The organism is Spirosoma humi (assembly GCF_054776575.1).
The window spans coordinates 983,218-1,006,763 of the sequence record NZ_BAAHBR010000008.1; the positions used below are offsets into that span (position 1 = coordinate 983,218).

Genomic DNA, 23,546 nt, shown 5'->3' on the forward strand with positions numbered 1-23,546 from the left:
GTAATCACCCATGGGGAAGCAATTTTACTGGGTCTGAACGCTTCCAGGGCCGAAAGTAGATAGACGAACCGCTAAGTGCGCAGCGATTTTGGCTGGTTTTTCAGGGATAAACAAGATAGATCCTCACCCGTGGCATCGGATTAGCATATGCTGCGGTCGTTTTTTGCGTTAAAGGCACAGTAAGCCTATATACTAAGGATTTACTCTCCACACAATCCATAAATAAGTGACGTCAGTCCGTTAGGTACCAATGTTTTTTGGATACAAATGGGATGTCATTTTTACGGTGTCTTTGCTTTGTGGTATCCTTTATCACGCATGGAATAGCCTCACAAGAGCCAGTAACCACATGCTGGTAACCATTGAAAATCAACTGGAGAATACAGCACGTAGCCTCCACGGATCTCCTTTAACTCCCTGCTTCTAACCCAGCCAATCGATGACTAATTTCTAATTCTTTTCAAATTATCAGGTTGCTTTATCCCATGAATCGTGTCCTCTACATTATCTCTACGCTCTTCTTTTTACTGCCTCTACTTGGTTCCGCGCAAATTACCATGCCGCTTTCCCGGATGGTTTTTCAACGCGACAATGGCAATCATGCCCAGGTTCCCATTCAGGGCAATTGCCCGACGTCAGCCGCCAGTTTTCAAGTTAAAGCCACTGCCATCAATGGCGGCCAATCGGTCGATTGGACCACGGTAGGATCGGCCAGTAATGGTGCTTTCTCGGGTTCACTGACGCTAACGGGTGGCTGGTATAGCCTTCAGGTTCGTGCGTTGGCCGGTGGGGCCGAAGTGGGGAACTGGACGCTCGACCGGGTAGGGGTGGGCGAAGTCTTCATTACGGCTGGCCAGTCGAACCAATATGGGTCTCCTTATGCGAATAACCTCAACGCGCAGGATGATCGGGTGTCAGTACTGGGTTACTATAATTGGCCTCAGGGCAATATCGACGAAACGGCATTGCCCAAACAGATGGTACAGGCCGGAAGTGGGGCACAGTCGGGCCCACACGGAGCCATGTACATCTGGGGTGGTCTGGGCGATCGGCTCGTGGCTCGTTTGGGCGTTCCGGTTATGTTTCTGGGTGCTTCCTACGGCTCCACTTCCTCATCGGAATGGCGCGATGCCGCGAACGGGGTCGAAAATGTTGCCTCGTTCAATAAATCGTCGCCCTATCGGCCGTTTGGGGTGGCCGTCATGTATTACATCAAACGCAGCGGGGTGCGGGCAGTTTTGTGGCATCAGGGCGAATCCGACAACAACGCTGTTTCGCAGGGAGACTATGTCAATAACCTGACAACTGTCATCAACAAGAGCCGGTCGCAGTCGGGTATGGGTGCCCTGAGCTGGGTTATTTCCAAAGTGTCGTACTTTCCTGGAAATGGGCACGACTATGATCAGAACATCATCAACGCCCAGGAACAGCTTATCGGTCAGATCAATAACTGTTTTCCCGGTATCTCGACGGATGGCTTCATAGGTCCCGACTGGCGGTCAGACGGGCTGCACTTCAAAGATTCGGTCTATCCTCAGATCGCCGACTGGTGGAATCAGGCGCTTTCCGACTCTTTCTTTTCGCAATGCCAGCCAAGCCAGCCCGCCACTACACCCAGTATTACGGCGGGTTATGTATTCCCCATCAATCGCAATGGCGGTGACCCTATTCAACTTCCTTATATGGTTACAGCACCGATCAATTCCGGCAACCAGTATACCGTAGATGTGTATACCGAAGGGGGCGATTTAGTGGGTAATGTGCCGGCCAGTCAGGTAGGTAATGTCCTGGATTTTGTGCTGCCGGCTTGGTCGGATGGCCGCGTAAAGGTGCGAATCAAGTCCAGCTCACCCGCCTGGACGGGGGAGTTTTCGGAACTGTTTACGGCGCATAAAACGGGGGATAGGCCGTCGGAGAACCCCACAAATCCAACTCCGCCCTCTTCGTCAAATCAGACGCCAACGGTAGCTGCCTCGGTAAACCTGGGTACTGCAACACGCAACCAACGGTACGACGCAACGATCCCTGCCAACACGTTTGCCGATCCTGAAAATGCAGCACTAACGTACACAGTCAGTGGTTTACCGGCCGGTCTTTCGTCCTCAGGGCTGACCATCAGTGGAACCCCTTCCGAAGCCGGAACCTACACGATACGGATTCGGGCTACCGACCCCGGCAACCTGTATGCGGAAACAACGGCTACGTTAGTCGTTAATGACGGGCAGACAACGGCGGTCGGTAATTATGAGGGGTACGTAGACGGTAAGGGGTGCTCTACCCTGAATGGCTGGATTTACAATAGTTCGGCGGCCAACGATGCCCTTGTTCTTGAAGTCGTTGCGGGTGGACGGGTTATTTCTACGCAAGCCGCTTCGCAATTTCGGGCCGATCTGGTAGCGGCTGGGAAAGGCAATGGCTATCACGGGTATAACTTTGCTACACCCGATGCCTTGAAAACCGGTAGCGACATCAGCGTTATGGTGCGCGTTCAGAACAGCAGCTACGTATTGAACGGCGGTGCATTTACGCTCAACTGTGCCGGAAACGCCGTGCCACCCACCACACCCGATCCTACATCACCTACGACACCGGTAACTCCGCCCACCACGCCTGATCCTACACCGCCCACCCCCACTACGCCAGTACCCGCAACATTGATAAGTCCACAGGGCTGGGTCGATATTTCGGACTGCAACCGGCAATATGGCTGGGCTCGGGATGCCGGTACGCCCAACGCGCCGGTGCAGGTGAACGTTACGTGGGATGGAGCGCTGGTAACGACATTGACGGCCAACGCATATCGTCAGGATCTGGCAACGGCTTTTGGCGATAATGGGCAACACGCGTTCAATTATGATGCGCCAGGAAACCTGACGACGGCTGGACCGCACCAGGTAATGTTACAGATTGTGGGCGCGGCTAATCCCTTCCAGACCACGACCGTATACTGCAATGCCGGTTTCCGGTTGGCGGCTTTATCGGCAGAAAGCGAAGCGCTGGCCTGGCGGCTATTGCCCAACCCAACGGCCGATTACGCACTGGTAACCATTCCGGCTTCCTATCAGAAAGCGAAGTTGAGCGTAAGAGTCGCTACAATGGACGGAGTAACGCATTCACTGGCGTATACTACAGTAGCAAACCAGCTGAAAGTTGATGTGAGTCAATTCAAGACGGGCTTATACCTATTGCGTATCGAAGCCGATGGCCGGCCCGTCTCCAGCCTGAAACTGCTCAAACAATAAACCCGGTGGAGGTCAGTCGGATAGCCTTGTGACTAATCGGGCTGACCTTGCCCATCATTCCTTATCTTTGGTCAGAACAGGGGTCGGTGAACACCTGTTTTAGACTTTCTGACTGAATTTTGTATGCGTCTTTTATCGATTCTGCTGGTTTGTCTGCTCGCCGGAAGGGCTATGGGACAAACTCCCTTCGCTGAGCAACTCGCCAAACACCGGGAAACCTACAAAAAAGACCTCATGGCGTCTGCTGGTGGCCCATTGACCGACGAGGCTGATCTGGCTTACGTCCAGTTTTACGCAGCCGACTCCACCTATCGCATAACGGCTACGGTCGAACGGATTCCGAATGCAGAACCCTTCGAGATGCCAACCTACAATGGCCAAACAAGACCACATGTGGCCTATGCGTTGCTGTCGTTTGTGCTCCACGGGAAGCCGCAGCAACTGACGCTTTACCGAAACCTGAATGTGATTCGGATACCGGAATACCGCGATTATTTGTTTCTACCCTTCAAGGATGCCACGTCGGGAAAAGAAACGTACGGGGGCGGCCGGTATCTTGATTTACGCACGGGTGCTATCCAGAACGGGCAGGTGACGCTGGATTTTAACAAAGCCTACAATCCTTACTGCGCTTTCAAAGAAGGCTATCCTTGTCCAATCCCACCCAAAAATAACCTGCTGACCGTGCCTGTTGAAGCCGGTGAAAAAACGTTTGGCAAGGATCATTAAGAGCCAGTTGTCATTTCTTCGCCCAGATCAGTCCGTAGTCCATTTGCGTGGGAATGTTTTCCAAGGTTGGGGTCAGGCCCGCGTCGGTGAGCCAGCCTCTGTATTCGGCCCGGCTATAGCAGCGGCCTTTGGTCCCCCAGAAAAGTTGGGCTGAGTAGTCGGTTACGGGTAGGGGACCATCGAGTGTATCGTTCAGAAAAGCATCATGCACCCACAGTTCTCCACCCGCGCGCAGGGCTGAGGCAAAACGATGAGCCAGCGATTGACAGGTTGGCGTAGGCCAGTCGTGGAAGAGGCTGGCGGCTAATAAAATATCCGTCTCCGGAAGTTCATCAGTCAACATATCACCTGGCAGAAAGCGTACCCGTTCCGATAGATCATTGGCGCCCGGACGACCACTGCGACTGAGTTCCGCCAGTATCTCCGCGGCTACCGTCAGCACGGCGGGCCGGTCAAACAGGGTCGCGGTTGAATTGGGATTGGCCAGTAACCATTCGTAGGTGTAAAAGCCTGTTCCTCCAGCGACATCGAGCAGATGCCCATCGCGCTTTGTGAGATTTGCCGCCACAATAGGCGACAGATGCCTCGCCCGTCCGGCCAGCCCCAGCGTGAATTTGCGGGCCAGTTCAGGGTCATCCATGGGGGAAGGGCCTTCGCCTTCTTTCACGAACGAAATGCCCTCCGGTGCGTCCATTGGGCCGTCGTTCAGGAGCCGGGCGGCCATTTCAACAACACCAGCATCGTCTTTTTCCAAACCCGTGTAACCAGTCAGGTTGGGCGTTTGCGCCTGCGTCAGGTAACGGCCTAATTCCGTGATAGATAGCTGACCTGCTTGGTCGTAAGCCAGGAGTTCCATAGCGCACAGGGCTGGAAAGAGAACCATGGCCGGGCGTTCACTCAGGCCTAGCCGCTGGCTGACTTCGGGCAGTGGAAGCGGTCCATCGCTTAACTGGTCAAATACGTGCAGATGATGAACCGCGGCAACTAACAGACGTGAGCCATACATGGCGCGCAAATGTCGGGTAATGGGTGCCAGATCGAGTTGAGGAGTGTTGAGCATTTTCGTTCTACGTTTACTGGTCGAATTCGCCAGTTCGGGGAACGCCAAAGATACTAGTGGTTTCTTAAATAGTGTTTTTGTAGACCGTTTCTCTAGTCCTTGGTCCGTGTCCTCACGGACCAGTTAACCGGATGGTTTTTTACTGACGCGAATGTGGTAAGGACACGAACCACGGTGAACATCTATATCAAAAATCAATTCGGTGCATCCGCCATTCCCTTAGCCGAAGCGGCTTTTGAATCGTGCTGGGCAAACCAGTTGTAGCGATCGATCATCACCAGGCGCCCCGGTAATGTCCGGTCATTGATATTGTGGATTTGAACGTAATGGCTCAACTCCTTTTTATACGTCGTCATGAGTGGTTCATAAATGTCAATATAAAACCGATTTAAGGCCAACAGCCGACCCGCATCATAAACGGAGTAGTCGAAGAGATCCATGTTTTGCGACAGGATAGGCTGATCGGTGGCGTGGGCCGGGTGGCTGAGCAGGCGTTTCAACAATCCATGCGACTGGCGTAGCCGCCGAACGACGGTTAATGAACCATCCATGCAGACCTCATAAAATGCCTGATTGGTAAGGCCCTTATCAACCGGTTTTGTGAGTGAGATGAAACTTCTCAGTTTGTGCTGTGAATAATCGAACCAGCTGAACCGAGCGACCTGATTGGCTGAGAACGTACGAATGCGGCCGTCTTCCTGCCGGATTGATACCATCTCGGCAGCCCAGTTATATGATAAATCACCTTCCAGGTCGGTTCTATCCCAAAGTTCGATATGGCCTGCGTGCCAGATAACTTTAGGGTACGAGGCAAGGGTAACTGTTGATGAGAAAAATACAAAAAATACCGCGAATGTGAACGTGTATACCGTTTTCATACTAATCAATGTTTAGGTTGTATAAATAAAAATTAGTCGAGAGGCTCTCCTCTGTTTCTACAAAGAGGTTTTAGTTCTTGTGTCAATATAATTGATTCGTAAATGCCTTGTTTTCTGCTAAAAAATTGTCCTATTTCTAAATTTTCATTATATCTGGATGAAATAGAACCGACAGGAGAAGTAGAAAAGAGAGTTGTATTTTTCAAGTTTCAGAGTAGACGGAGGCTGAAAAGCATATTTATTTTGCGGCCTATAATTTACGAGGCCGTTTTCTCTGAAATTGGAATAGTGCAAAAGTAATAGCTGTCTTTTAGGGTATGATTTGCCTATCAGCGCAGCCTATAGGTATGCGGTATCGACTTAATGTGCGTGTAGTTGGTCAATAAAAGAAAATGCCACCTTGACGAGAGGTGGCATTAGCTGATCGATGAAGGCGCATCGATACGATGGTCAATAAATTTGTGTCAACTTCGTAGACAAGGCGTTCTTACCGTTAGCTGTGCGTCTTCGGGAAGGTCTGGTCTGCGGCTAAACTCCATACAGATTCGTCTGTAGAAAAGCATTTCGAAACTTGCCCGCCGGGTCATATTCCTGCACGATCTGTTTAAATGCTGCTAGCTTTTCGTAGCGAGACTGGAGTTGCGCGGGTGCCATAGTAAATAGCTTGCCCCAGTGCGGTCGGGGGGTAAACGGGGCCAGTTCTTTTTCGATCAGGGGCAAGACCTTCCTGACGGCCGCCCAATCCTGCTTCCAGGTAAAGTGAATCGCCAGGCTGGGTTGCTTATAGCAGGGACTCATCCAGAGCGTATCGGCGTCAATCGTACGTAATTCCGAAATCATCAGGTGCGGGCTTATCTGGTCGCATAGCCGCTCAACAGCCAGAATGGCTTCGACGGCATTTTTTCGGGGAACGAAATACTCTGACTGTAATTCTTTGCCGCTGCTGGGCGTGAAACCCATGCGGAAGTGAGGCATGCGTTCGTACCAGGGGCCGGGGACGCCCAGTTGCTCCGTGCAGTTTACCGCCGAAAGCTCCGCAATGGGATGCAGGTTTTTCCGGGCCAGCGTAGCCCCAAAGTACGTCGGGGGGGCGGCTTTGGGTTTGGCGCCCTTCTCGATGCGCTCTTTGATCCAGACTTCATTGATACGACTTTTCTGCCAGTCGGTGAATAAGCTTACGCTGTAGCCCGCCGACGCGACGGTCTCAAAATGATCCTTCAATTGCGTCATCGGCAGATTCTCGTAGACATACTGGCGCATCAAAAACGTAGGTTGGATGTCGAGGGTAACTTTTGTCACAACGCCCAGCGCACCCAGGTGAACCACGGCCGCCCGGAAATCGTCACCATCTTTAGCGCGGGACAATGTTCGGATCTCACCCTTTGCGGTAATGATTTCGAGACCGGATACCGCCGTGGCCAGGTTCCCGTTTTTTACCCCGGATCCATGCGTTGCCGTCGCACAGGCACCGGCAATCGAAATATGAGGCAACGACGCCAGATTATGCAGGGCAAATCCTTTGCCGTCCAGATAAGGGGCCAGCTGGCCGTATTTCATACTGGCATCAACCGTCACCGTGTGGGCCTTTGCATCCAGAGCAACCACGTCGTCCATCGCCTTGAGCGAAAGCAGGTTGTCTTTACTATCTGCAATCCCGTTGAAACAGTGGCGCGTACCCAACACCTTCACCTTCGGGTATTTTTTGACAAGTTCCTGAACCTGACCAATTGAGTTGGCCGGATAAAGCCGGTTGGTACTGTATTCGTAATTACCGGCCCAGTTTTTTAATTTTTCGTTGGCTACCAACTCAACGAGTGGAGATAATACGGGCGTTGCCAAAAGAGTAGACGATAGTTTAAGAAAGGTTCTTTTTTTCATGGTTATAGGAATAGGGCTTTTACCGTAAGCTGCGCTACCAGCGTTCTGACCTGTAGGGCTTGTGGGCAAGGTCTCAGGGGTTTAATGCTAAACTAAGTGGATAATTTAACAAATTGGTGGCCAATTCAGTAAAAGCAGAAAAAATAGCCGCAGCGACAGCCGGGTTGTTGACGGCATACATATCCTTTACCAAAGAAGACCTATGAATCCCTGGAGCCAGGTTCCTTACGCTGATTATGAACGCCATATGAACCACGAGACAGTTGGGCAACTGGCGTTGATGAGTGAGATTACAGAAGAGAAGGTCGAGCAGCGCTACCCGCAAACGGTGGCCGTTTATGGAGCCTGTACCGGCAACGGATTCGTTCATTTTGTGGAAGCCCGAACGGTATATGCCGTCGATATCAATTCCACGTACCTGGCCGTTTGCTACGAGCGATACGAACCCATATTGAATCAACTGGTTCTGGTGCAGGCCGATATCAATCAGGATGACGTGGCTATTCCACCCGAGTCGGTCGACCTGGTTATCTGCCACCTGTTTCTGGAATACGTCGATCTGGACCGTGCGTTTGCCAGTATCTGTCAAACGCTCCGACGGGGAGGTCTGTTAAATGTCGTGCTGCAGCGGAGTAACGACAGCGGTTGGGTGAGCAACACGGGTGTCACCACGTTGCAGCCGGTAGCTGCCATTGCCCATGAGATAGCCGAAGAGACATTGCTACAGCATACGGCACCGGCTTTGCGTTTCGAGGGTCGACAAACGTACCGGATGCCCAATGGCAAGAGCCTGATTTCGTATGATTTCATCAAGCAGTAGCAATAGGTTTCTGTTGAGTTAGAAATTTGCTATCATGGCGGTTTAGACTGGACAAATCTTGCCGCAGTGAGTAGTCAAGGCGCATGAGTTGGTTTTATAGCGGCAAGCTAAATCCAGGTTTTTACGAATGACTGCTTCCGAATTAACGGCGCTTTTTCAACGATTTTCAACCATACAGGTGGGTGTTATCGGCGACTTTGCCCTCGATCTTTATTTTACCCTGCAAACCCAAACCGGTGAGCGCTCGCTGGAAACCCGGCGGGATGTATTTTGGGGAAGCCGCCCCAGGGCGTCACTCGGGGCGGCAGGTAATGTTGTGCAGAATTTGATGGCACTGGGCGTGTCGAATTGTCGGGTGATTGGTTGTGTCGGAAATGACCTGTTCGGCCGCGAAATGCACTATCTGTTTAACGCCATCGGCGTCGATACGCAACACCTGTATACCGTTCCTGCCGGGTGGGACACCTGCCTGTATACCAAGCCAAATTTGAATGGGCAGGAAGCAAACCGGATCGATTTCGGGGTCGCCAACCAACTCGCTGATGACCTGTTTGCTAAACTGATCGCTGGGCTGGAAAAGTCTCTGGCCGATCTGGATGTCGTTATGATCAACCAGCAGTTTGCCAGTCCACTCCTGACCCAAAGCCGGGTGGCCGTGCTCAATGAACTGATCGCCCGTTTTCCAACCGTTCGGTTTCTGGCTGATATGCGTGACCTGGGAGACCAGGTTCGGGGAGCCACGCTGAAAGTGAACACAACCGAGCTGGCTGCTTTTTTGCAGGTCGATGCGCCTGAACTGCCTGATCTGGATTGGTGCATTCGACACGGAAACGCCTTTCGGGAGGGGGCGGGTGGTCCACTGCTACTGACACGTGGTCCGGCGGGGTTGCTTTATCTGAACCAGCACGATACACAAATGGCGGAGGGTTTGTCGCTTGATGGCGAGCTCGATACCGTTGGCGCAGGCGACACCGTGGTTGCCACCTGGGCTGCTTGCCTGGGAGCCGGAGCCACACCCACACAAGCTGTACAAATCGCTAACCTGGCAGCTGCCGTAACCGTTCAGAAACTGAACCAGACGGGAACGGCCAGTCTATCCGAAATTCTGGCGTTATACGCCATGCATTATTAACTATGACTAACGAGACCTTATTGCGGTGCCGTCAGGAACTGCATACCCACCTCACGACGGAGTTATTACCTTTTTGGACAGCTCGAACCGCCGATTACGTAAACGGAGGTTTTATTACGCACTTCGACCAGCATGGTCGTGATTCGGGTGAGGACGAAAAATCACTGATTGCCCAAACCCGCTCCATTTACACCTATTCGTCGGCACACCGGGCGGGCTATACCGGGGGCACATCGGACCAGGGCACGCTCGCCGATCTGGCCCGGCATGGCGTTGACTACCTCCTGACGCGCATGTGGGACGATGTGCACGGTGGGTTTTACTGGATGACAAACCGAAAGGGCGAGGTGCTGAATGATCACAAAATCGTGTATGGGCAGAGCTTTGCTATCTACTGCCTAAGCGAATACACACTGGCAACGGGTGATCCGCGCGGAGTCGAGTATGCCGAAAAGGTGTTTGATCTGTTGCAGAAATATGCGTCGGACACCTGTTATGGCGGCTATTTCGAAATGTTCGACCGGGCCTGGACACTCCAGGGGCCAGGGGCCGCCGGGGGAAACCGGAAAACGCTCGACGCACACATGCACCTGATGGAGGCCTTTACCAGTTTGTATGAATGCACGCGCCAGCCCATTCATCGCCGTAAGCTTCTGGAAATTATCAGCCTGCTGGTTGGGAAAATTATGCATCCCGTTTACGGTACGGGCGTGCCGCAGTTCTGGGCCGACTGGCGGGTAGCGCCCCAAATCAAATTCGACATTATCTGGGGTTGGGATCGCTTCACGGAAGATGGCGTCAAGCGGGAAGCCGAAGACAATACCAGTTACGGACATAATGCGGAGTTTGCCTGGTTATTGATTCACGCGCTCGACGTACTCGACCTTCCCTACGAAACGTACTTTAATAAATTAAACAAAGCCTTATCGCATGCGGCTGATTATGGCGTAGACTGGGAGTTTGGGGGTGTTTTTGTCGAAGGGTCGCACAGCGGAGTCGTGTACGACCGGGAAAAGGAATTTTGGCAGCAGGCCGAAGCGCTCATCGGATTTTTGGATGCCTACCGAATTTTCGGAGACGAAAAGTACTGGAAAGCCTATGAGAATGTGCACCGATTTGTGCTGGATAAACTCGTAAACCACGCGGTCGGGGAGTGGTGGCCGTTAATGACGCGCCAGGGAGTGCCAATCTGGACCCACATGAGCCATTCCTGGAAAATAAACTACCATACCGTTCGGTCGATGGTCCAGTCAATTCAGCGGCTGGACAGGTTGATGGAGAGGCTATAATGTGCCTTGATCTATTCCGCGAGCTGTGGCCTTACAGATCTCGCGGAATAGATCAAGATAACTGTGTGAAAATGGTTCGTGGTAAATTACTTACTCAGGCCGAAGTTCTTCGAAATGCCGAATCCGGCACCGCTCCCAAAGGCAACACTGAAGCTGTTGGATTTTGGTGAAATGCCGTCGAATTTCTGAGACGAGAAATTTAACGAGCCGAAGGTGAAGTTGAGGGCGAAATTATTCTTCAAATTCACGCCAATAGCTGGAAATAAGGTAGCTCCAAAACCATTGTAGTTGATGTTGCCGACTTTGCCAGACAAATAATTGGTGTTGAGCTGACCATAAATGGCAAAAACGCCCGCTAATGGCTGCGTATACCGTACGAAGGGGCCAACCGAAAACGAAGTTGCTTTATTGGCGTCCGTTTTTGCACTACCTATGCTAAGGTTTAGGCCACCCGTCCAGTTGTCATTCCATTGATACCCCACGCCCGGTGAAAAATCGAAATTGTTGCTTTTACTATCACCTGCCTTAACCGTAGAATAGTTGACGGTTCCGTATACCAGCAATGTGTTACTCTGTGCCTGAGCACTGGCTAAGCCAGCTACTGATAACAACAGGCTGAAAATCAGTTTTTTCATTAATCAACTTGTTTAGTGAAACGTTCGATCAGGTAAAGTGCCTGCCCGATTTGGTAGGTTCATAGACGAGAAAAGGTGAATAAGTCACCGAGTTTCTTTTTTCGCCAGATCGCGTGTTTCTCTTTTTCCGTAAAAACGGATTAATGCGTTTAGCCATAGCCTGCTGGTTGAGTGTTTTTGCCTGGCTCTATTCGTTTGGATACATGCCAGAGTACTTAAGTCGGCAGTTGAGGAATTAGTAAGGTCATCCGATTCGAACTTTGTTAGCTATATGAGAAAAGTTCAAAATAATAATTGTATAATTTAATTTATTTCTATAGCTTGACTGGTAACTAAACACTTATTGGTCATGAAAACGCTCCTTTGGGTAATTGCCCTGTTGCTGGGTTCCGTTGTGTGTGCGTTGGCCCAGGCCGACGACGATGCCATTAAACGTGTGTTACGTAGTGAGACGGAAGGGTTTTTTAAGCGCGATAAAGCAGAGTGGTCGAATGCCTGGGCTCATACGCCCTACATTCATTTTGCGGCCAACTTGTATGGGGGCGATTTTATGCTGGTGAAGGGCTGGGATAAGTTAGAAAAGCAGTTCGCCAGCCAGTTCAAAAGCTCAAAAGTATCGGATAAGGTGACCGTGCAGAATTCGAACTACACCATTCACCAGAATGGGAATATGGCATTTGTTGCCTACGATCAGACGCTTGTAGACAGCCACGGCAAAACGACATCGAAAGAGTCGCGGACAGTCGAAAAAATTAATGGCCAGTGGAAAATTATTAACGTCACGGCGCTCACCAACCTGAAAAGCTTTGGGCTGGCGCAAAATGCAAAGTGATAGGATGGTGATTGTAAGTACTCAGGCTAATTTACCGTGGAGTACTTTATTATGGTTTTTGTCATGCTGACGAAGGAAGCATCTTAAAGCAACCTACCGAAGATGCTTCCTTCGTCAGCATGACAAAAAATCACCATTTCCACGGTCCGTGGAAATAACAATCTATTTATCTTAACCTCACGACCTCAGAGAATTACATCAAATGATTAGCTGCCAAACTGCCTAACCAGGCCTTCCAGCGTAGTTAGTGGCTGAACGCCCGACTGGCGCCAGACGATCTTGCCGTCCTTGAACATAATCATAGTCGGAATGCTCCGGATCTGATACTGCTGGGCAGCTGCCTGGGCTTTATCGACGTCAATTTTAACAACGCGTACTTTGTCGCCGGCGCGTTCGGTCAGTTGCTTTAAAATGGGCGCCTGCTGCTTGCAGGGGCCGCACCAATCGGCGTAAAAGTCAACCAGCACTGGTTTGTCGCCGTTGATGATATCGTTGAACGATTCCTTGTTCATGATTGTAAACGTTATTCGGTTTATGGAATTTCCACTGTAAACAGCAAACCACTCACCAACTTATTGCTCTTCGTTAACGGGTTCATTCATAATGGTATGACCCATTTTATCGCGTTTTGTTCGCAGGTAGCGTTCATTGTGCGGATTCGACTTAATTTCGATGGGTACCGTATCCACAATTTCCAGTCCATAGCCCATCAAACCCGCCCGTTTTTTGGGGTTGTTTGAAATGAGCCGGAGCTTACGAACGCCAAGGTCACGCAGAATTTGTGCGCCTACGCCGTAATCGCGGGAGTCCATCGGCAAACCTAAATCGAGGTTTGCCTCAACGGTGTCGCGCCCCATTTCCTGGAGCTTATAGGCTTTCAGCTTATTAAGCAGGCCAATACCGCGACCTTCCTGAAACATATACACAATGATGCCTTTCCCCTCCGCTTCAACCATTTTCATGGAGGCATGCAGTTGCGGACCGCAATCGCAGCGGCACGAGCCGAAAATGTCGCCCGTAACGCAGGACGAATGCACACGCACCAGCACTGGTTCATTAGGTTCCCAACTGCCTTTTATCAACGCCAGGTGGGTATCGCCGGTATTACTTTGTTTGTAGGCGATTAGATCGAAATGACCCCATTCGGTCGGCATGTCAACGCCAATTTCACGACGAATCAACGTTTCGGTGCGGAGCCGGTATTCGATCAAATCCTGAATGCTGACAAGTTTCATCCCGAAGCGGTCGGCCAGTACGCGTAGCTGCGGCAGGCGGGCCATTGTGCCGTCTTCGTTCAGCACTTCAATCAGCACGCCCACGGGCGACAACCCGGCCAGTCGGGCCAAATCGACAGCGGCTTCGGTATGTCCCGCCCGACGGATGACGCCACCTTCTACGGCGCGTAAGGGGAAAATATGGCCCGGTCGGCCCAAGTCATCGGGTGTTGTGTTGGGGTCTACCAGCGCCTGAATAGTCTTGGAGCGATCGGAAGCCGAAATGCCGGTTGTACAGCCATTTCCCAGCAGATCGACCGATACCGTAAACGGCGTTGTATGCACAGACGTATTGCTGGTTACCATCATATCTAACCCCAGTTCATCGCAGCGTTCCTGAGTGAGTGGGGCGCACATCAGGCCGCGGGCCTCACGCACCATGAAGTTAACCATTTCGGGGGTTATCATCTCGGCCGCGCAGATCATGTCACCTTCATTTTCCCGGTCTTCATCATCGACCACCAGGATAATCTTGCCCGCCTTAATATCGGCAATGGCCTCTTCGATACGATCCAGCCGAATAGGATTTGGGTCGATGGGATTTACCGGATTCTGGGCGGTGGTGTCAGAGTTGGTACTATTATTGCTCATCTTATTGGTTGATGCGTGCCTATGCAAGTATCTTTGGGGTGCAGTGATTCCTTCGATTTTGAATGGAAAACTGATTTTAAGAAAGATACGTTTCGCGGGATGCGAAAATGTCGGCTGAAGCCGTTTTCAGGTATAGAACCGACTTATATATACGAACGATAAAAATCTACTCTTCGTGCGAATTTTACGACTGTGGCTGATTGGAGTAAGAGTGAAGTCCAGCACATTAGCTGGTTTGTTGATAGCCATCATTACATGTATCTCCCCCATTGAATCAGTTTTTGCCCAAGACTTTTGCGATCCTGCTCAGAGGCCATCGAGTACCGTCGAGGGCGGTTTTACTGTAGCAAAGCGGGTTTGCATTAATTCTCCTGTAACTGTAACCAATACGAAGACAACGGCTATCGGAGTTAAATATATTTTTAGCTATACAAAAGATTCCAGTCTGGCAAGTGCAGGAAGTTCTAGAACAACATACACATTCAGTAAAGCTGGTAGATACAAAATTTTACAAGCTGGTAGTTTAAATGCAACTGCCATGATTCACTGTGAAGAGATAGAAGTTCTTCCTCTTGACCCCATAAAATTCACTGTTCAAGCGTGCCTGGGCCGCCGAGCGACTGTAAAAGTAGACCCCTCAACCTTAGGTCAATACGATAGCTACATCATTCGGTGGGGCGACGGATATCCTGATCCAAAAAGCCGGGCTGAAATGCTGGATAATCCACCACACACTTACAATATAGGATCAACAGCTTCTCCAACTATAACCGTAGAAGGGGTTTATACTTCTCTCTGCAATGGGCCACAATCTTCGCAACCAGTCTCGTTATTAGGAACCGCTACCCAACCTGTAATCACAGCTTTGACCACGACTGGCGACAAGACGATTGACATTAAGTATCAGACTAGCACCGGCGCAACAGTAGAGCTATACCAGAAGATAAATGGAACATATAGTTCAATAAATCAGAAGGGTTCTGACGTTGGCACATTTACCGTTCAAACGGATGCTAAGCAAGTACAGTGTTTTCAACTGGTAGCCCAGGATGCCTGTAATAGCACAGCTTCGCTGAAATCAGATGAAGTCTGTAGTCTGGTGCTTGATGTGAAGACAGCCAATAAACAGAATAACCTGACCTGGCAAGCCTATGCCGGAACACTATCCGGAAACTCGCAGCTACGCTATTACCGCATCACTCGAAACAATGCTCCTCTTGGGGGAACCATAACGAATCCGAGTACCGGCAGCTATTCCGATGCGGCTGCTATTGAGTGCGGAACCCAGTACTGTTACTCGGTAGAAGCCACAATCGCGGGCGTTGGGCAAACAGTTGTTACATCGGCTCCCGTTTGCGTCAATGGCACCAACGGCGATGTGCCGGGCGATATCAACACTGTTCTTGTCTCCATTGAGGATGGTCATCCGCGACTGATTACCACGCCACCAACTGAAATTGGGCCTACTGACAGCTATACCATGATCGTAAGCCGGGCATCGGGTTCGTCGGGCACTTTCCAGCCCGTTGCTACTCTTGACCGCAAGAGTACCTATACGGATGAAAGCGCTGACCCATCGGCGGGCTCTTATTGTTATCAGGTGACCTATCAGAACGGTTGTGGCCTGCAATCGAAACCATCGACGCCCGTTTGTACAGTATTTCTGGCCGCAAAATCGAACACGGGAATCGACTGGAATACCGATTCGCCCTTTACACCCGAGGCCGTTGCCAGTTATACGCTGGAGGTCATCGATTCGCTGAATGGGACAAGACAGGAAATTCCGCTCGGTAGCAATACCCACTACGAGCCCAACCCCGACGACCCGAATTTACAATCACAGAGATACCGGGTTATTGCCGTCTCCGATGGGGGAACCATTAGCTATTCCAACTATTACACGTTTCGTCGGGAAGCCCGTATTCTCATTCCGGATGCCTTCACGCCCAATGGTGATGGCATGAATGAGGAGTTTCTGCCCAAGGGTATTTACGTCGATAAATTCACGATGAACATCTACACCCGCTGGGGCGAGGTTGTGTACAGCACAACAAACAAAAGCCAGGGTTGGGATGGCAAAATCAATGGACAGAATGCCGAACCTGGGCAATACATGTACCGTATCGAAATGGTAGACCTGACGGGACTGAAAACTGTTCGCACTGGTGCGTTGTTATTGATCCGATAAAACAGGAATACGTTATAAGGTAAGTGGTTGCTACCAGCGGCCACAACTTCATAACGGTATACTTAACCCAATAAGCGCATGAATATGATGGATATGTTCGGGAAGATGAAGGAAGTTCAGTCCCGAATGAAAGACGCCCAGGAAAATCTAAGTGCTGTTACTGAGACGGGCGAGTCGGGGGCGGGTCTGGTAAAAGTGACGGTAAACGGACTGAAAAATGTTCTGAAGATTGACATCGACCCTGACCTGATCAAGTCGAACACAGCCGCTGACCGCGAGATGCTGCAGGATCTTATCGTTGCCGCTACCAACAAAGCGATGAGCAACGTAGAAACCAAAGCACGCGAACACCTGAAGCAGGCTACCGAAGGCTTACTGCCAAACATCCCCGGACTGAATCTGGATGGTTTAATGTAGGAAAGTGTTTGTAAGTTTGTTGTTTGTAGTCAGACGAGCTGGGTTGAACAGCCAATAAACTACAAACAACAAACTACCCGCTTGCTTCGTGGATACCCTTGCCATCGTCATACTCAATTACAACGGGCAACCGTTTTTAGCTAAATTTCTGCCTACGGTTCTTGCCAATGCCGATGGTCACCCGGTTTATGTGGCCGACAGTGCTTCGGTAGATTCATCCGTTTCCTTTCTGCGTACCCATTTTCCCGCTGTCCGCGTTATTGAACTTCCCCGAAACGAAGGCTATGCCGGCGGCTACAATCTGGCTCTCGAACACATTCGGGCTCACTACGGGGGCGCTACCTACTACGTCCTTCCTAACTCTGATATTGAGGTAACACCCGGCTGGCTGTCGCCTATGCTGGCCTTGCTGGAGGCCAATCCACAGATTGCCGCCTGCCAGCCCAAAATCCGGTCCTACGACCAGCGTAGCTTATTCGAACATGCGGGGGCTGCGGGTGGGTTTGTCGATTGGCTTGGCTACGTGTTTTGCCGGGGGCGTGTCTTCGCCACGTTTGAAACCGATACCGGGCAGTACAACGACAATCGACAGGTTTTCTGGGCTACGGGAGCTTGCCTGTTTATGCGGGCTGCCGTGTTTCATCAGACGGGCGGTTTCGATGCGTCCTTTTTTGCCCACATGGAAGAGATTGACTGGTGCTGGCGCATCCAGCGGCTGGGCCACCAGGTGTGGGCCTGCGGTCAGTCGATGGTGTACCACGTTGGCGGGGGAACGCTTCACAAATCGAATCCGCACAAAACCTACCTCAATTACCGTAACAGCCTCTTCATGCTGTATAAAAACTGGCCTGCCGATGGCTGGTTGTGGCCTAAAATCATGCTCCGATTGGTACTGGATGGGTTATCGTCTCTTTTATTTCTGAAAGTTGGGCAATGGCGTGACATCTGGGCCATTATACGCGCTCATTTTGCTTTTTATGGCCAGCTGCCGAAACTTCATCGCCAGCGGAAACTCCTGAAAAGCCAGCAGACGACGGAGGTTGGCCTCTATCCGCATAGTATTGTCTGGCAATATTTCGCTAAAGGCAAGAAAACGTTTGAGGAGATAGAACGCAATGTATGATGTAGCTAACGTGAACGCCATACATACTACATCACAAACCTACAGTTCCCAGATAGTTGGGTGTGCGTGTCGACGCAGGTGCTTGTTCATTTCCATCCAGAAGGCCATGATCAGATATAAAATAACGGGGGAGCCCAGGGTAAGAAATGAGGTATAAATAAAATACAATCGAATACTGCTGGCTGAAATATTCATCTTCTCGCCCAAGCGCGAACAGACACCAAACGCCTGACTTTCAACGAAATATCTGATCTTGTTCATGCCTTTAGTTTGCAAAGTCTGTATAAAGCTGTCTACTGTTGTTAAGAGAATCTAACGGAAAGCATTTATAGAATGTTTGCCGTTTACACAGAATGTCAATACAAACGCAGTGAAAATAGCTAAAAAAAGGGTGGAATCTACTTGAAGTCGCAACATTTTTCTTTTCTTTGTAGTGTAACGACGTTGATGGTTCACGCGAGCTATTTTCGTTTTTGCGACAACAAATCTCGTTGATTTTTAGCAATGTATCTAAACTATTTAGATGGCCTGATGTTTGGTCGGCGATTTTGTTAGTAACTGACCCTTTAAGTTTTTAATTGTTAAATTGTTTAAGTTTTATGCAAACAGGTGTAGTAAAATTCTTTAACGAAAGTAAGGGTTACGGATTCATTGTTGAAGACGATACCAACCGGGACATCTTCGTCCATATCACCGGCCTCAATGGGGTTACCATCCGCGAAAAAGATCGGGTACAGTTTGAAGTGGTTGACGGCAAAAAAGGACTAAACGCCGTAAAGGTGAAAAAGATAGATTCAGATTATTAAGTCTATAGCACGTCTTTACAGAAACATATAACCCTCGTCTGCTATCAGGCGAGGGTTTTTTAATGCCAGTTCTGTTCCAGAGAGTCGACCTGAAAATTGTATGGAGAAGATGACCTCCTCAGGCGTTTCTCTTTCCTGAGCCATCTGTCACGGACTTGACGCTTTTGCTGCCAATTAACTTCGGTTTGCTTTATCGGAAGCATCTCCAGGAGCGGAACCGTCACCCAAGTAAAAATTGCCGGTACGCTTCCTGGATTAAAAAATGATGAACTGTAAAAAATAATGCAACGGTAGCATTCCGAGCGTCGTAGTTAACCAGTAACAGCGTACATGCCTGCCTGATGGCCGCAAGATTAGGTGTTGCAATGCTACGATGAAATAAACATTAGTCGTAAAAAGCGTGACGTATAGGGTAGTTGGCCATCTAAGGGTATGTGAAAGGTGAACCACCTTGCAAAGTCCAAACCTTCTCCCTGATGGAAACACGTTATCCTATATCGAAACTAACTGTATTGACTCTTCTCCTCTTTTTTAAGATAGGGATCGTAAACGCCCAGCTGAAAATTAATGATGGTCATTATCAGGTAGACAAACAACTACAGCTTATTGTATGCAATGCAATGCCTGATAACATAACAGCAAGCACTACCTCAATTGATTTAGGGAAAAAATACGTTTTCTCAACCCCTATTAATGCAATTAAGTTGGGTGTAGCGTATGACGTAACGCGTAATGATACAACGTATAAACTTTATTTTACGCGCTTACCACTCATAAATTTAAGCGTGAAAGAAGCCATAACCAGTAATGAAACAGGTGGCCTGATTGATATAACGGATACGCTAGGGACATCTTACAAATCAGACATAGGAATTAAGATTCGGGGGGCTTATTCGAGTACATTACCTAAAAAGCCATACCGTGTTCAACTATGGACTGACAGTACTGGAAAGACAACGAAAGACGAATCCATATTTGGCTTGCGTAGTGATAAAAGATGGCTACTATTAGCTATGTATAACGAGAAGCTACGGCTCAATAATAAAGTATCTCACGACTTGTGGAGAAGACTGCATAAACTCTATTATGCTGATAAAGAGCCTGATGCTCAGGCCTCCATACGTACGCGATACGTTGACGTTTTTTTGAATAATACCTACCAGGGGGTTTATCTCTTTGCCGAAGATATGGATCGTAAAGAGTTAAAATTAAAAAAACAAACTACGGCAGGTACGGGAGGAGAACTATACAAAGGGGATTCATGGGGCGACGCAAATATGTTTACTGGCGTACCTGCTTTGCCTATTGAAGAAACCGAACTGTGGGGTGGGTGGGAGTTGACCTATCCCGATGCTGATCAGACGGATTGGCAGCATATTTATAACTTCACAAACTTCGCCGTAAATGCATCGGATAGTTCTTTTAGCCAGCAAATTTCGACTAAAATACGTGAAGATAATTTTGTCGATTATTTCATTTTTCTGAACCTGCTACGGGCAGAGGATAACCAGGGGAAAAACCTGTTTCTGGCCCGCTATAATGAAACAGATCCCTATTTTATTACACCCTGGGATTTAGATGGAACATGGGGTTATTATTGGACTGGCGACCGGAGAGACATTACCAATGATGTACTCTCTAACAATTTATTCAATCGTCTGATTAATAGTACGAGTACGTTCAAGAAACAACTTGCGGCAAGATGGTTCTCATTGAGGGCAAATCTCCTTTCAACGGATAGTTTATGCGCCCAAATGACAGCGAATTATTCTTTTTTATCGGGTAATGGAGTCTATGAACGGGAAAACAGGGTGTGGTCCGGCGATTACCTTTCGTATGGCCAGGATGAGCTTGATTACGCTAAAAACTGGATTCAGGCGCGCGCAACCTGGCTGGATTCCTACTTCAGGAATTTTGCAGGTGACCAGCCGATCATATATAGTTTCGGTGCCTCGGTTCCGGATTCTGGAGTGGTTTTAACGTGGAGTGCCAATTGCTCGGCTATCCACTCCTTTGATGTTGAAGTCAGTACTGATCAGGTAGCCTGGCGCAAAATCACGCCGAATAGCCTGTTGGCCAGCGATTCTGCTACATGTAATTATTCATTTACGGATACGGAAATAGCAGCAAGTGGGCTGTATTATCGGCTGAAAGTCATGGCCAAAAGTGATAGTATTTTATACAGTTCGGTTCTATCTATCAATCCTGAACGGTCCTTTGCAAACTCTGTTCTTAGTTTATATCCTAATCCAGTTTCTACAACGCTGATGGTTCGCGGAGATGTCGATAGAATTAATGTGTATTCGCTGCCAGGGATACCTGTGTATGAGTCCGATAGTTCAACAGGTAATGTAATCGATATGGCACGCTTTCCGGTGGGTATATATCTGGTGCGGATTACCCACAAAAACGGATTGGTAAGTTCTCACAGAGTAATTGTGAATCGGTAATAACAAACCTACCAATACAGTTTATGCCTTATCGAGACCAAATTCTTCCTGAAGGGGCTAAATACATACAGCCAGGCAGGCTTATTCTTGATTCAATCAAAAACAAGTCTGCCTGGCTGTATTGGTAACTCATCGGCTCAATCTCAGTCGTTTGACGCTTCTGTTCATGTTAAGCCCAGGGTCTGCTCTACAGCGATGAGTCTTTCGTAAGCGTCTATTCTTGACCCAGCCAGCCTTTAACGTCAGCGAGCGTAGGCATTTTCGCGTCTAACTTCAGCTTTTTACGGACGCCCCCCAAGTCATTGAACAATTTGTTCGGGTTAGCTGCCTGAAGCTGCTCTACCGTCATAAACCCAAGTTTCTGCACGGCCGGAACCCACTCGGCCGGAACGCCTGCCGAAACGAAATCAGTTTCATCGGATTGCTCCTGTTTTTTCTCAGGGCGCATCTGTGGGAAAAACAGCACATCCTGAATAGACGCCTGATTGGTCATGATCATGGCCAGTCGGTCGATGCCCAGGCCCACACCCGCCGTTGGCGGCATACCGTATTCAAGCGCCCGCAGGAAGTCCTCGTCCAAAGCCATGGCTTCTTCATCGCCCCGTTCGGCCAGTCGCAACTGCTCTTCAAACCGCTCGCGCTGGTCGATGGGATCATTTAGCTCAGAGTACGCATTGGCAATCTCTTTGCCGTTGCAAATGGCTTCAAACCGTTCGACAAGGCCTGCTTTGCTCCGGTGCTTTTTGGTCAAGGGCGACATCTCAACGGGATAATCCGTAATAAACGTCGGCTGAATCAGGTTAGGCTCGCAGGCATCACCGAATAGCTCGTCGATCAGCTTCGACTTGCCCATGGTGCTGTCTACTTTAATGCCCCGGCCTTCGGCTACCTGCCGGAGTTCCGCTTCTTCCATCGCCGATACATCCACGCCCGTATATTCCTGAATGGCTTCAAACATAGTCAGCCGTTTCCAGGGCCGTTTGAAGTCAATAACGTTTTCGCCCACCGTCACTTTCGTGGTTCCCGCCACATCGAGGGCTACTTTTTCCACCATTTCCTCAATGGTGTCCATCATCCAGAGGTAATCCTTGTAGGCAACGTAGAATTCAACCTGGGTAAATTCCGGGTTGTGCGTGCGGTCCATGCCTTCGTTCCGAAAATCTTTGGCAAACTCAAAGACACCGTCGTACCCGCCCACGATCAGGCGTTTCAGGTAGAGCTCGTTGGCAATCCGCATATACAGCGTCATGTCGAGCGAGTTATGGTGCGTACGGAATGGCCGCGCAGTAGCCCCGCCGTGAATAGGCTGCAAAATGGGCGTTTCCACTTCCAGATAGCCTTTTTCGCTCAGAAACTGCCGGATCGAATTGACCAGTTTGGTACGTTTTATGAAAATGTCGCGCACCTGCGGGTTCACGATCAGGTCGACATACCGCTGGCGGTAGCGTTGTTCAGGATCGGTAAAGGCGTCATAAGTTTCCTTTTCTCCCTGCTCATTGATAACTTCTTTCACCACGGGCAACGGGCGCAGTGACTTGTTCAGGATTTTGAACTCCCGAACGTAAACCGATAGCTCGCCGGTCTTCGTCGTGAACACATGGCCTTTTATGCCGATGATGTCGCCAATATCCAGTAACTTTTTGAAGACGGTATTGTAGAGCGTTTTGTCTTCGCCGGGGCAAAGGTCGTCCCGGCGGAAGTAAAACTGCATTCGACCAGTCGAATCCTGTAGTTCAGCGAACGACGCGCTGCCACTTATCCGAAAGACCATCAACCGGCCCGCCAGCTGTACATTTCCCCAGCGTTCATCGCCGGAAAAGTCCTGTTCAGGAGCAACCTCTGTGCCGGGGCCATCGGTTTGGAAAGCCGCCCGAATGTCGGCAATGGTTGTGTTTACGTCCACTAACTCGGCGGGGTAGGGGTCAATGCCCATCCGCATCAATTCTTCGCGCTTTTGTCGGCGATTTATTTCCTGTTCACTCAGCAGCATGATCGTCAATGAGTCGGTTAACCACTAAGCTAACCCGTATTTAGAGGGGGCAAAAATAGTGAAAAGGATTGGCCTTTATATGGATGCAGATCAACCGGCGCGTTAATACGTGCATTTAGTTACTCGGCTTATAGTTCCTTGATTAGCAGAGCCGCTGGTGGACTTGCTCAACCGTTCTCACAATTTCTTCGAAAGAAATGATAATAGTATCT

19 protein-coding genes are annotated in these 23,546 nt (G+C 49.7%); 11 read left to right on the forward strand and 8 right to left on the reverse strand.

Features of this window, described 5'->3' with window-relative positions; genetic code table 11:
- Positions 1–485: 485 nt before the first annotated feature.
- Positions 486–3,242, forward strand: a complete 2,757-nt coding sequence (locus tag ACYU8Y_RS12850) for a putative Ig domain-containing protein (RefSeq protein ID WP_460937743.1) — start codon at positions 486–488, stop codon at positions 3,240–3,242.
- Positions 3,243–3,365: 123 nt separating this feature from the next.
- A complete protein-coding gene (locus ACYU8Y_RS12855; RefSeq protein WP_460937745.1) occupies positions 3,366–3,971 on the forward strand; it encodes a DUF1684 domain-containing protein in 606 nt (201 codons plus the stop codon).
- Positions 3,972–3,981: 10 nt separating this feature from the next.
- Here ACYU8Y_RS12855 and ACYU8Y_RS12860 read toward each other — a convergent pair whose 3' ends face one another.
- From ACYU8Y_RS12860 to ACYU8Y_RS12870, 3 genes are all read right to left on the reverse strand, one after another.
- A complete protein-coding gene (locus ACYU8Y_RS12860; protein ID WP_460937747.1) occupies positions 3,982–5,031 on the reverse strand; it encodes a methyltransferase in 1,050 nt (349 codons plus the stop codon).
- A gap of 194 nt (positions 5,032–5,225) precedes the next feature.
- The gene (locus ACYU8Y_RS12865) at positions 5,226–5,909 is read right to left on the reverse strand and encodes a hypothetical protein (protein ID WP_460937749.1); all 684 of its coding nucleotides are present in this window, start codon (positions 5,907–5,909) and stop codon (positions 5,226–5,228) included.
- Between the two features lie 528 nt (positions 5,910–6,437).
- Positions 6,438–7,787 carry a D-arabinono-1,4-lactone oxidase gene (locus ACYU8Y_RS12870; protein ID WP_460937751.1) on the reverse strand — a complete coding sequence of 450 codons (1,350 nt, stop codon included), beginning with the start codon at positions 7,785–7,787 and terminating at the stop codon, positions 6,438–6,440.
- Between the two features lie 202 nt (positions 7,788–7,989).
- Between ACYU8Y_RS12870 and ACYU8Y_RS12875 the strand changes: the two genes are divergently transcribed.
- The 3 genes from ACYU8Y_RS12875 (at position 7,990) to ACYU8Y_RS12885 (ending at position 11,028) form a co-directional block, all read left to right on the forward strand.
- Complete coding sequence (locus ACYU8Y_RS12875) at positions 7,990–8,607, forward strand: class I SAM-dependent methyltransferase (protein ID WP_460937753.1); 618 nt, start codon at positions 7,990–7,992, stop codon at positions 8,605–8,607.
- A 127-nt stretch (positions 8,608–8,734) separates the two neighbouring features.
- A complete protein-coding gene (locus ACYU8Y_RS12880; RefSeq protein ID WP_460937755.1) occupies positions 8,735–9,739 on the forward strand; it encodes a bifunctional heptose 7-phosphate kinase/heptose 1-phosphate adenyltransferase in 1,005 nt (334 codons plus the stop codon).
- Positions 9,740–9,741: 2 nt separating this feature from the next.
- Positions 9,742–11,028, forward strand: coding sequence for an AGE family epimerase/isomerase (locus ACYU8Y_RS12885; RefSeq protein WP_460937757.1), 1,287 nt, complete (start codon positions 9,742–9,744; stop codon positions 11,026–11,028).
- Positions 11,029–11,114: 86 nt separating this feature from the next.
- Here the strand turns inward: ACYU8Y_RS12885 and ACYU8Y_RS12890 are convergent, their stop codons facing one another.
- Positions 11,115–11,663, reverse strand: a complete 549-nt coding sequence (locus ACYU8Y_RS12890) for an outer membrane beta-barrel protein (RefSeq protein WP_460937759.1) — start codon at positions 11,661–11,663, stop codon at positions 11,115–11,117.
- Between the two features lie 349 nt (positions 11,664–12,012).
- On the opposite strand from ACYU8Y_RS12890, the gene ACYU8Y_RS12895 reads away from it, so the two are divergent.
- On the forward strand, positions 12,013–12,495 hold the full coding sequence (locus tag ACYU8Y_RS12895; protein ID WP_460937761.1) for a hypothetical protein: 483 nt from the start codon (positions 12,013–12,015) through the stop codon (positions 12,493–12,495).
- Between the two features lie 206 nt (positions 12,496–12,701).
- Here the strand turns inward: ACYU8Y_RS12895 and trxA are convergent, their stop codons facing one another.
- Both trxA and ACYU8Y_RS12905 read right to left on the reverse strand, forming a co-directional pair.
- Positions 12,702–13,007, reverse strand: coding sequence for a thioredoxin (gene trxA / locus ACYU8Y_RS12900; RefSeq protein WP_460937763.1), 306 nt, complete (start codon positions 13,005–13,007; stop codon positions 12,702–12,704).
- A gap of 60 nt (positions 13,008–13,067) precedes the next feature.
- The gene (locus tag ACYU8Y_RS12905) at positions 13,068–14,360 is read right to left on the reverse strand and encodes a bifunctional 3,4-dihydroxy-2-butanone-4-phosphate synthase/GTP cyclohydrolase II (RefSeq protein WP_460937765.1); all 1,293 of its coding nucleotides are present in this window, start codon (positions 14,358–14,360) and stop codon (positions 13,068–13,070) included.
- 865 nt (positions 14,361–15,225) lie between these two features.
- Here ACYU8Y_RS12905 and ACYU8Y_RS12910 point away from each other — a divergent pair.
- The 3 genes from ACYU8Y_RS12910 to ACYU8Y_RS12920 all read left to right on the forward strand — a co-directional run bounded on the left by ACYU8Y_RS12910 (position 15,226) and on the right by ACYU8Y_RS12920 (position 18,088).
- Positions 15,226–16,548 (forward strand): T9SS type B sorting domain-containing protein, encoded by a 1,323-nt coding sequence (locus tag ACYU8Y_RS12910; RefSeq protein WP_460937767.1) that lies wholly within the window; start codon positions 15,226–15,228, stop codon positions 16,546–16,548.
- A gap of 78 nt (positions 16,549–16,626) precedes the next feature.
- Positions 16,627–16,965 carry a YbaB/EbfC family nucleoid-associated protein gene (locus tag ACYU8Y_RS12915; protein WP_460937770.1) on the forward strand — a complete coding sequence of 113 codons (339 nt, stop codon included), beginning with the start codon at positions 16,627–16,629 and terminating at the stop codon, positions 16,963–16,965.
- Between the two features lie 88 nt (positions 16,966–17,053).
- Positions 17,054–18,088 (forward strand): glycosyltransferase family 2 protein, encoded by a 1,035-nt coding sequence (locus tag ACYU8Y_RS12920; RefSeq protein WP_460937772.1) that lies wholly within the window; start codon positions 17,054–17,056, stop codon positions 18,086–18,088.
- Positions 18,089–18,127: 39 nt separating this feature from the next.
- Here ACYU8Y_RS12920 and ACYU8Y_RS12925 read toward each other — a convergent pair whose 3' ends face one another.
- A complete protein-coding gene (locus ACYU8Y_RS12925; protein ID WP_097127207.1) occupies positions 18,128–18,349 on the reverse strand; it encodes a PspC domain-containing protein in 222 nt (73 codons plus the stop codon).
- 338 nt (positions 18,350–18,687) lie between these two features.
- Between ACYU8Y_RS12925 and ACYU8Y_RS12930 the strand changes: the two genes are divergently transcribed.
- Positions 18,688–18,894 carry a cold-shock protein gene (locus tag ACYU8Y_RS12930; RefSeq protein ID WP_046576608.1) on the forward strand — a complete coding sequence of 69 codons (207 nt, stop codon included), beginning with the start codon at positions 18,688–18,690 and terminating at the stop codon, positions 18,892–18,894.
- Positions 18,895–19,370: 476 nt separating this feature from the next.
- Positions 19,371–21,344: a CotH kinase family protein gene (locus tag ACYU8Y_RS12935; RefSeq protein ID WP_460937775.1), complete on the forward strand. Its 1,974-nt coding sequence runs from the start codon at positions 19,371–19,373 to the stop codon at positions 21,342–21,344.
- Positions 21,345–21,558: 214 nt separating this feature from the next.
- Here ACYU8Y_RS12935 and lysS read toward each other — a convergent pair whose 3' ends face one another.
- Positions 21,559–23,334 (reverse strand): lysine--tRNA ligase, encoded by a 1,776-nt coding sequence (lysS, locus tag ACYU8Y_RS12940; protein WP_460937777.1) that lies wholly within the window; start codon positions 23,332–23,334, stop codon positions 21,559–21,561.
- Positions 23,335–23,546 lie beyond the last annotated feature (212 nt).

Coding starts and splice junctions, on each gene's coding strand:
- ACYU8Y_RS12850 (WP_460937743.1), top strand. CDS start 486: ATGAATCGTGTCCTCTACATTATCTCTACGCTCTTCTTTTTACTGCCT.
- ACYU8Y_RS12855 (WP_460937745.1), top strand. CDS start 3,366: ATGCGTCTTTTATCGATTCTGCTGGTTTGTCTGCTCGCCGGAAGGGCT.
- ACYU8Y_RS12860 (WP_460937747.1), bottom strand. CDS start 5,031: ATGCTCAACACTCCTCAACTCGATCTGGCACCCATTACCCGACATTTG.
- ACYU8Y_RS12865 (WP_460937749.1), bottom strand. CDS start 5,909: ATGAAAACGGTATACACGTTCACATTCGCGGTATTTTTTGTATTTTTC.
- ACYU8Y_RS12870 (WP_460937751.1), bottom strand. CDS start 7,787: ATGAAAAAAAGAACCTTTCTTAAACTATCGTCTACTCTTTTGGCAACG.
- ACYU8Y_RS12875 (WP_460937753.1), top strand. CDS start 7,990: ATGAATCCCTGGAGCCAGGTTCCTTACGCTGATTATGAACGCCATATG.
- ACYU8Y_RS12880 (WP_460937755.1), top strand. CDS start 8,735: ATGACTGCTTCCGAATTAACGGCGCTTTTTCAACGATTTTCAACCATA.
- ACYU8Y_RS12885 (WP_460937757.1), top strand. CDS start 9,742: ATGACTAACGAGACCTTATTGCGGTGCCGTCAGGAACTGCATACCCAC.
- ACYU8Y_RS12890 (WP_460937759.1), bottom strand. CDS start 11,663: ATGAAAAAACTGATTTTCAGCCTGTTGTTATCAGTAGCTGGCTTAGCC.
- ACYU8Y_RS12895 (WP_460937761.1), top strand. CDS start 12,013: ATGAAAACGCTCCTTTGGGTAATTGCCCTGTTGCTGGGTTCCGTTGTG.
- trxA (WP_460937763.1), bottom strand. CDS start 13,007: ATGAACAAGGAATCGTTCAACGATATCATCAACGGCGACAAACCAGTG.
- ACYU8Y_RS12905 (WP_460937765.1), bottom strand. CDS start 14,360: ATGAGCAATAATAGTACCAACTCTGACACCACCGCCCAGAATCCGGTA.
- ACYU8Y_RS12915 (WP_460937770.1), top strand. CDS start 16,627: ATGAATATGATGGATATGTTCGGGAAGATGAAGGAAGTTCAGTCCCGA.
- ACYU8Y_RS12925 (WP_097127207.1), bottom strand. CDS start 18,349: ATGAACAAGATCAGATATTTCGTTGAAAGTCAGGCGTTTGGTGTCTGT.
- ACYU8Y_RS12930 (WP_046576608.1), top strand. CDS start 18,688: ATGCAAACAGGTGTAGTAAAATTCTTTAACGAAAGTAAGGGTTACGGA.
- ACYU8Y_RS12935 (WP_460937775.1), top strand. CDS start 19,371: ATGGAAACACGTTATCCTATATCGAAACTAACTGTATTGACTCTTCTC.
- lysS (WP_460937777.1), bottom strand. CDS start 23,334: ATGCTGCTGAGTGAACAGGAAATAAATCGCCGACAAAAGCGCGAAGAA.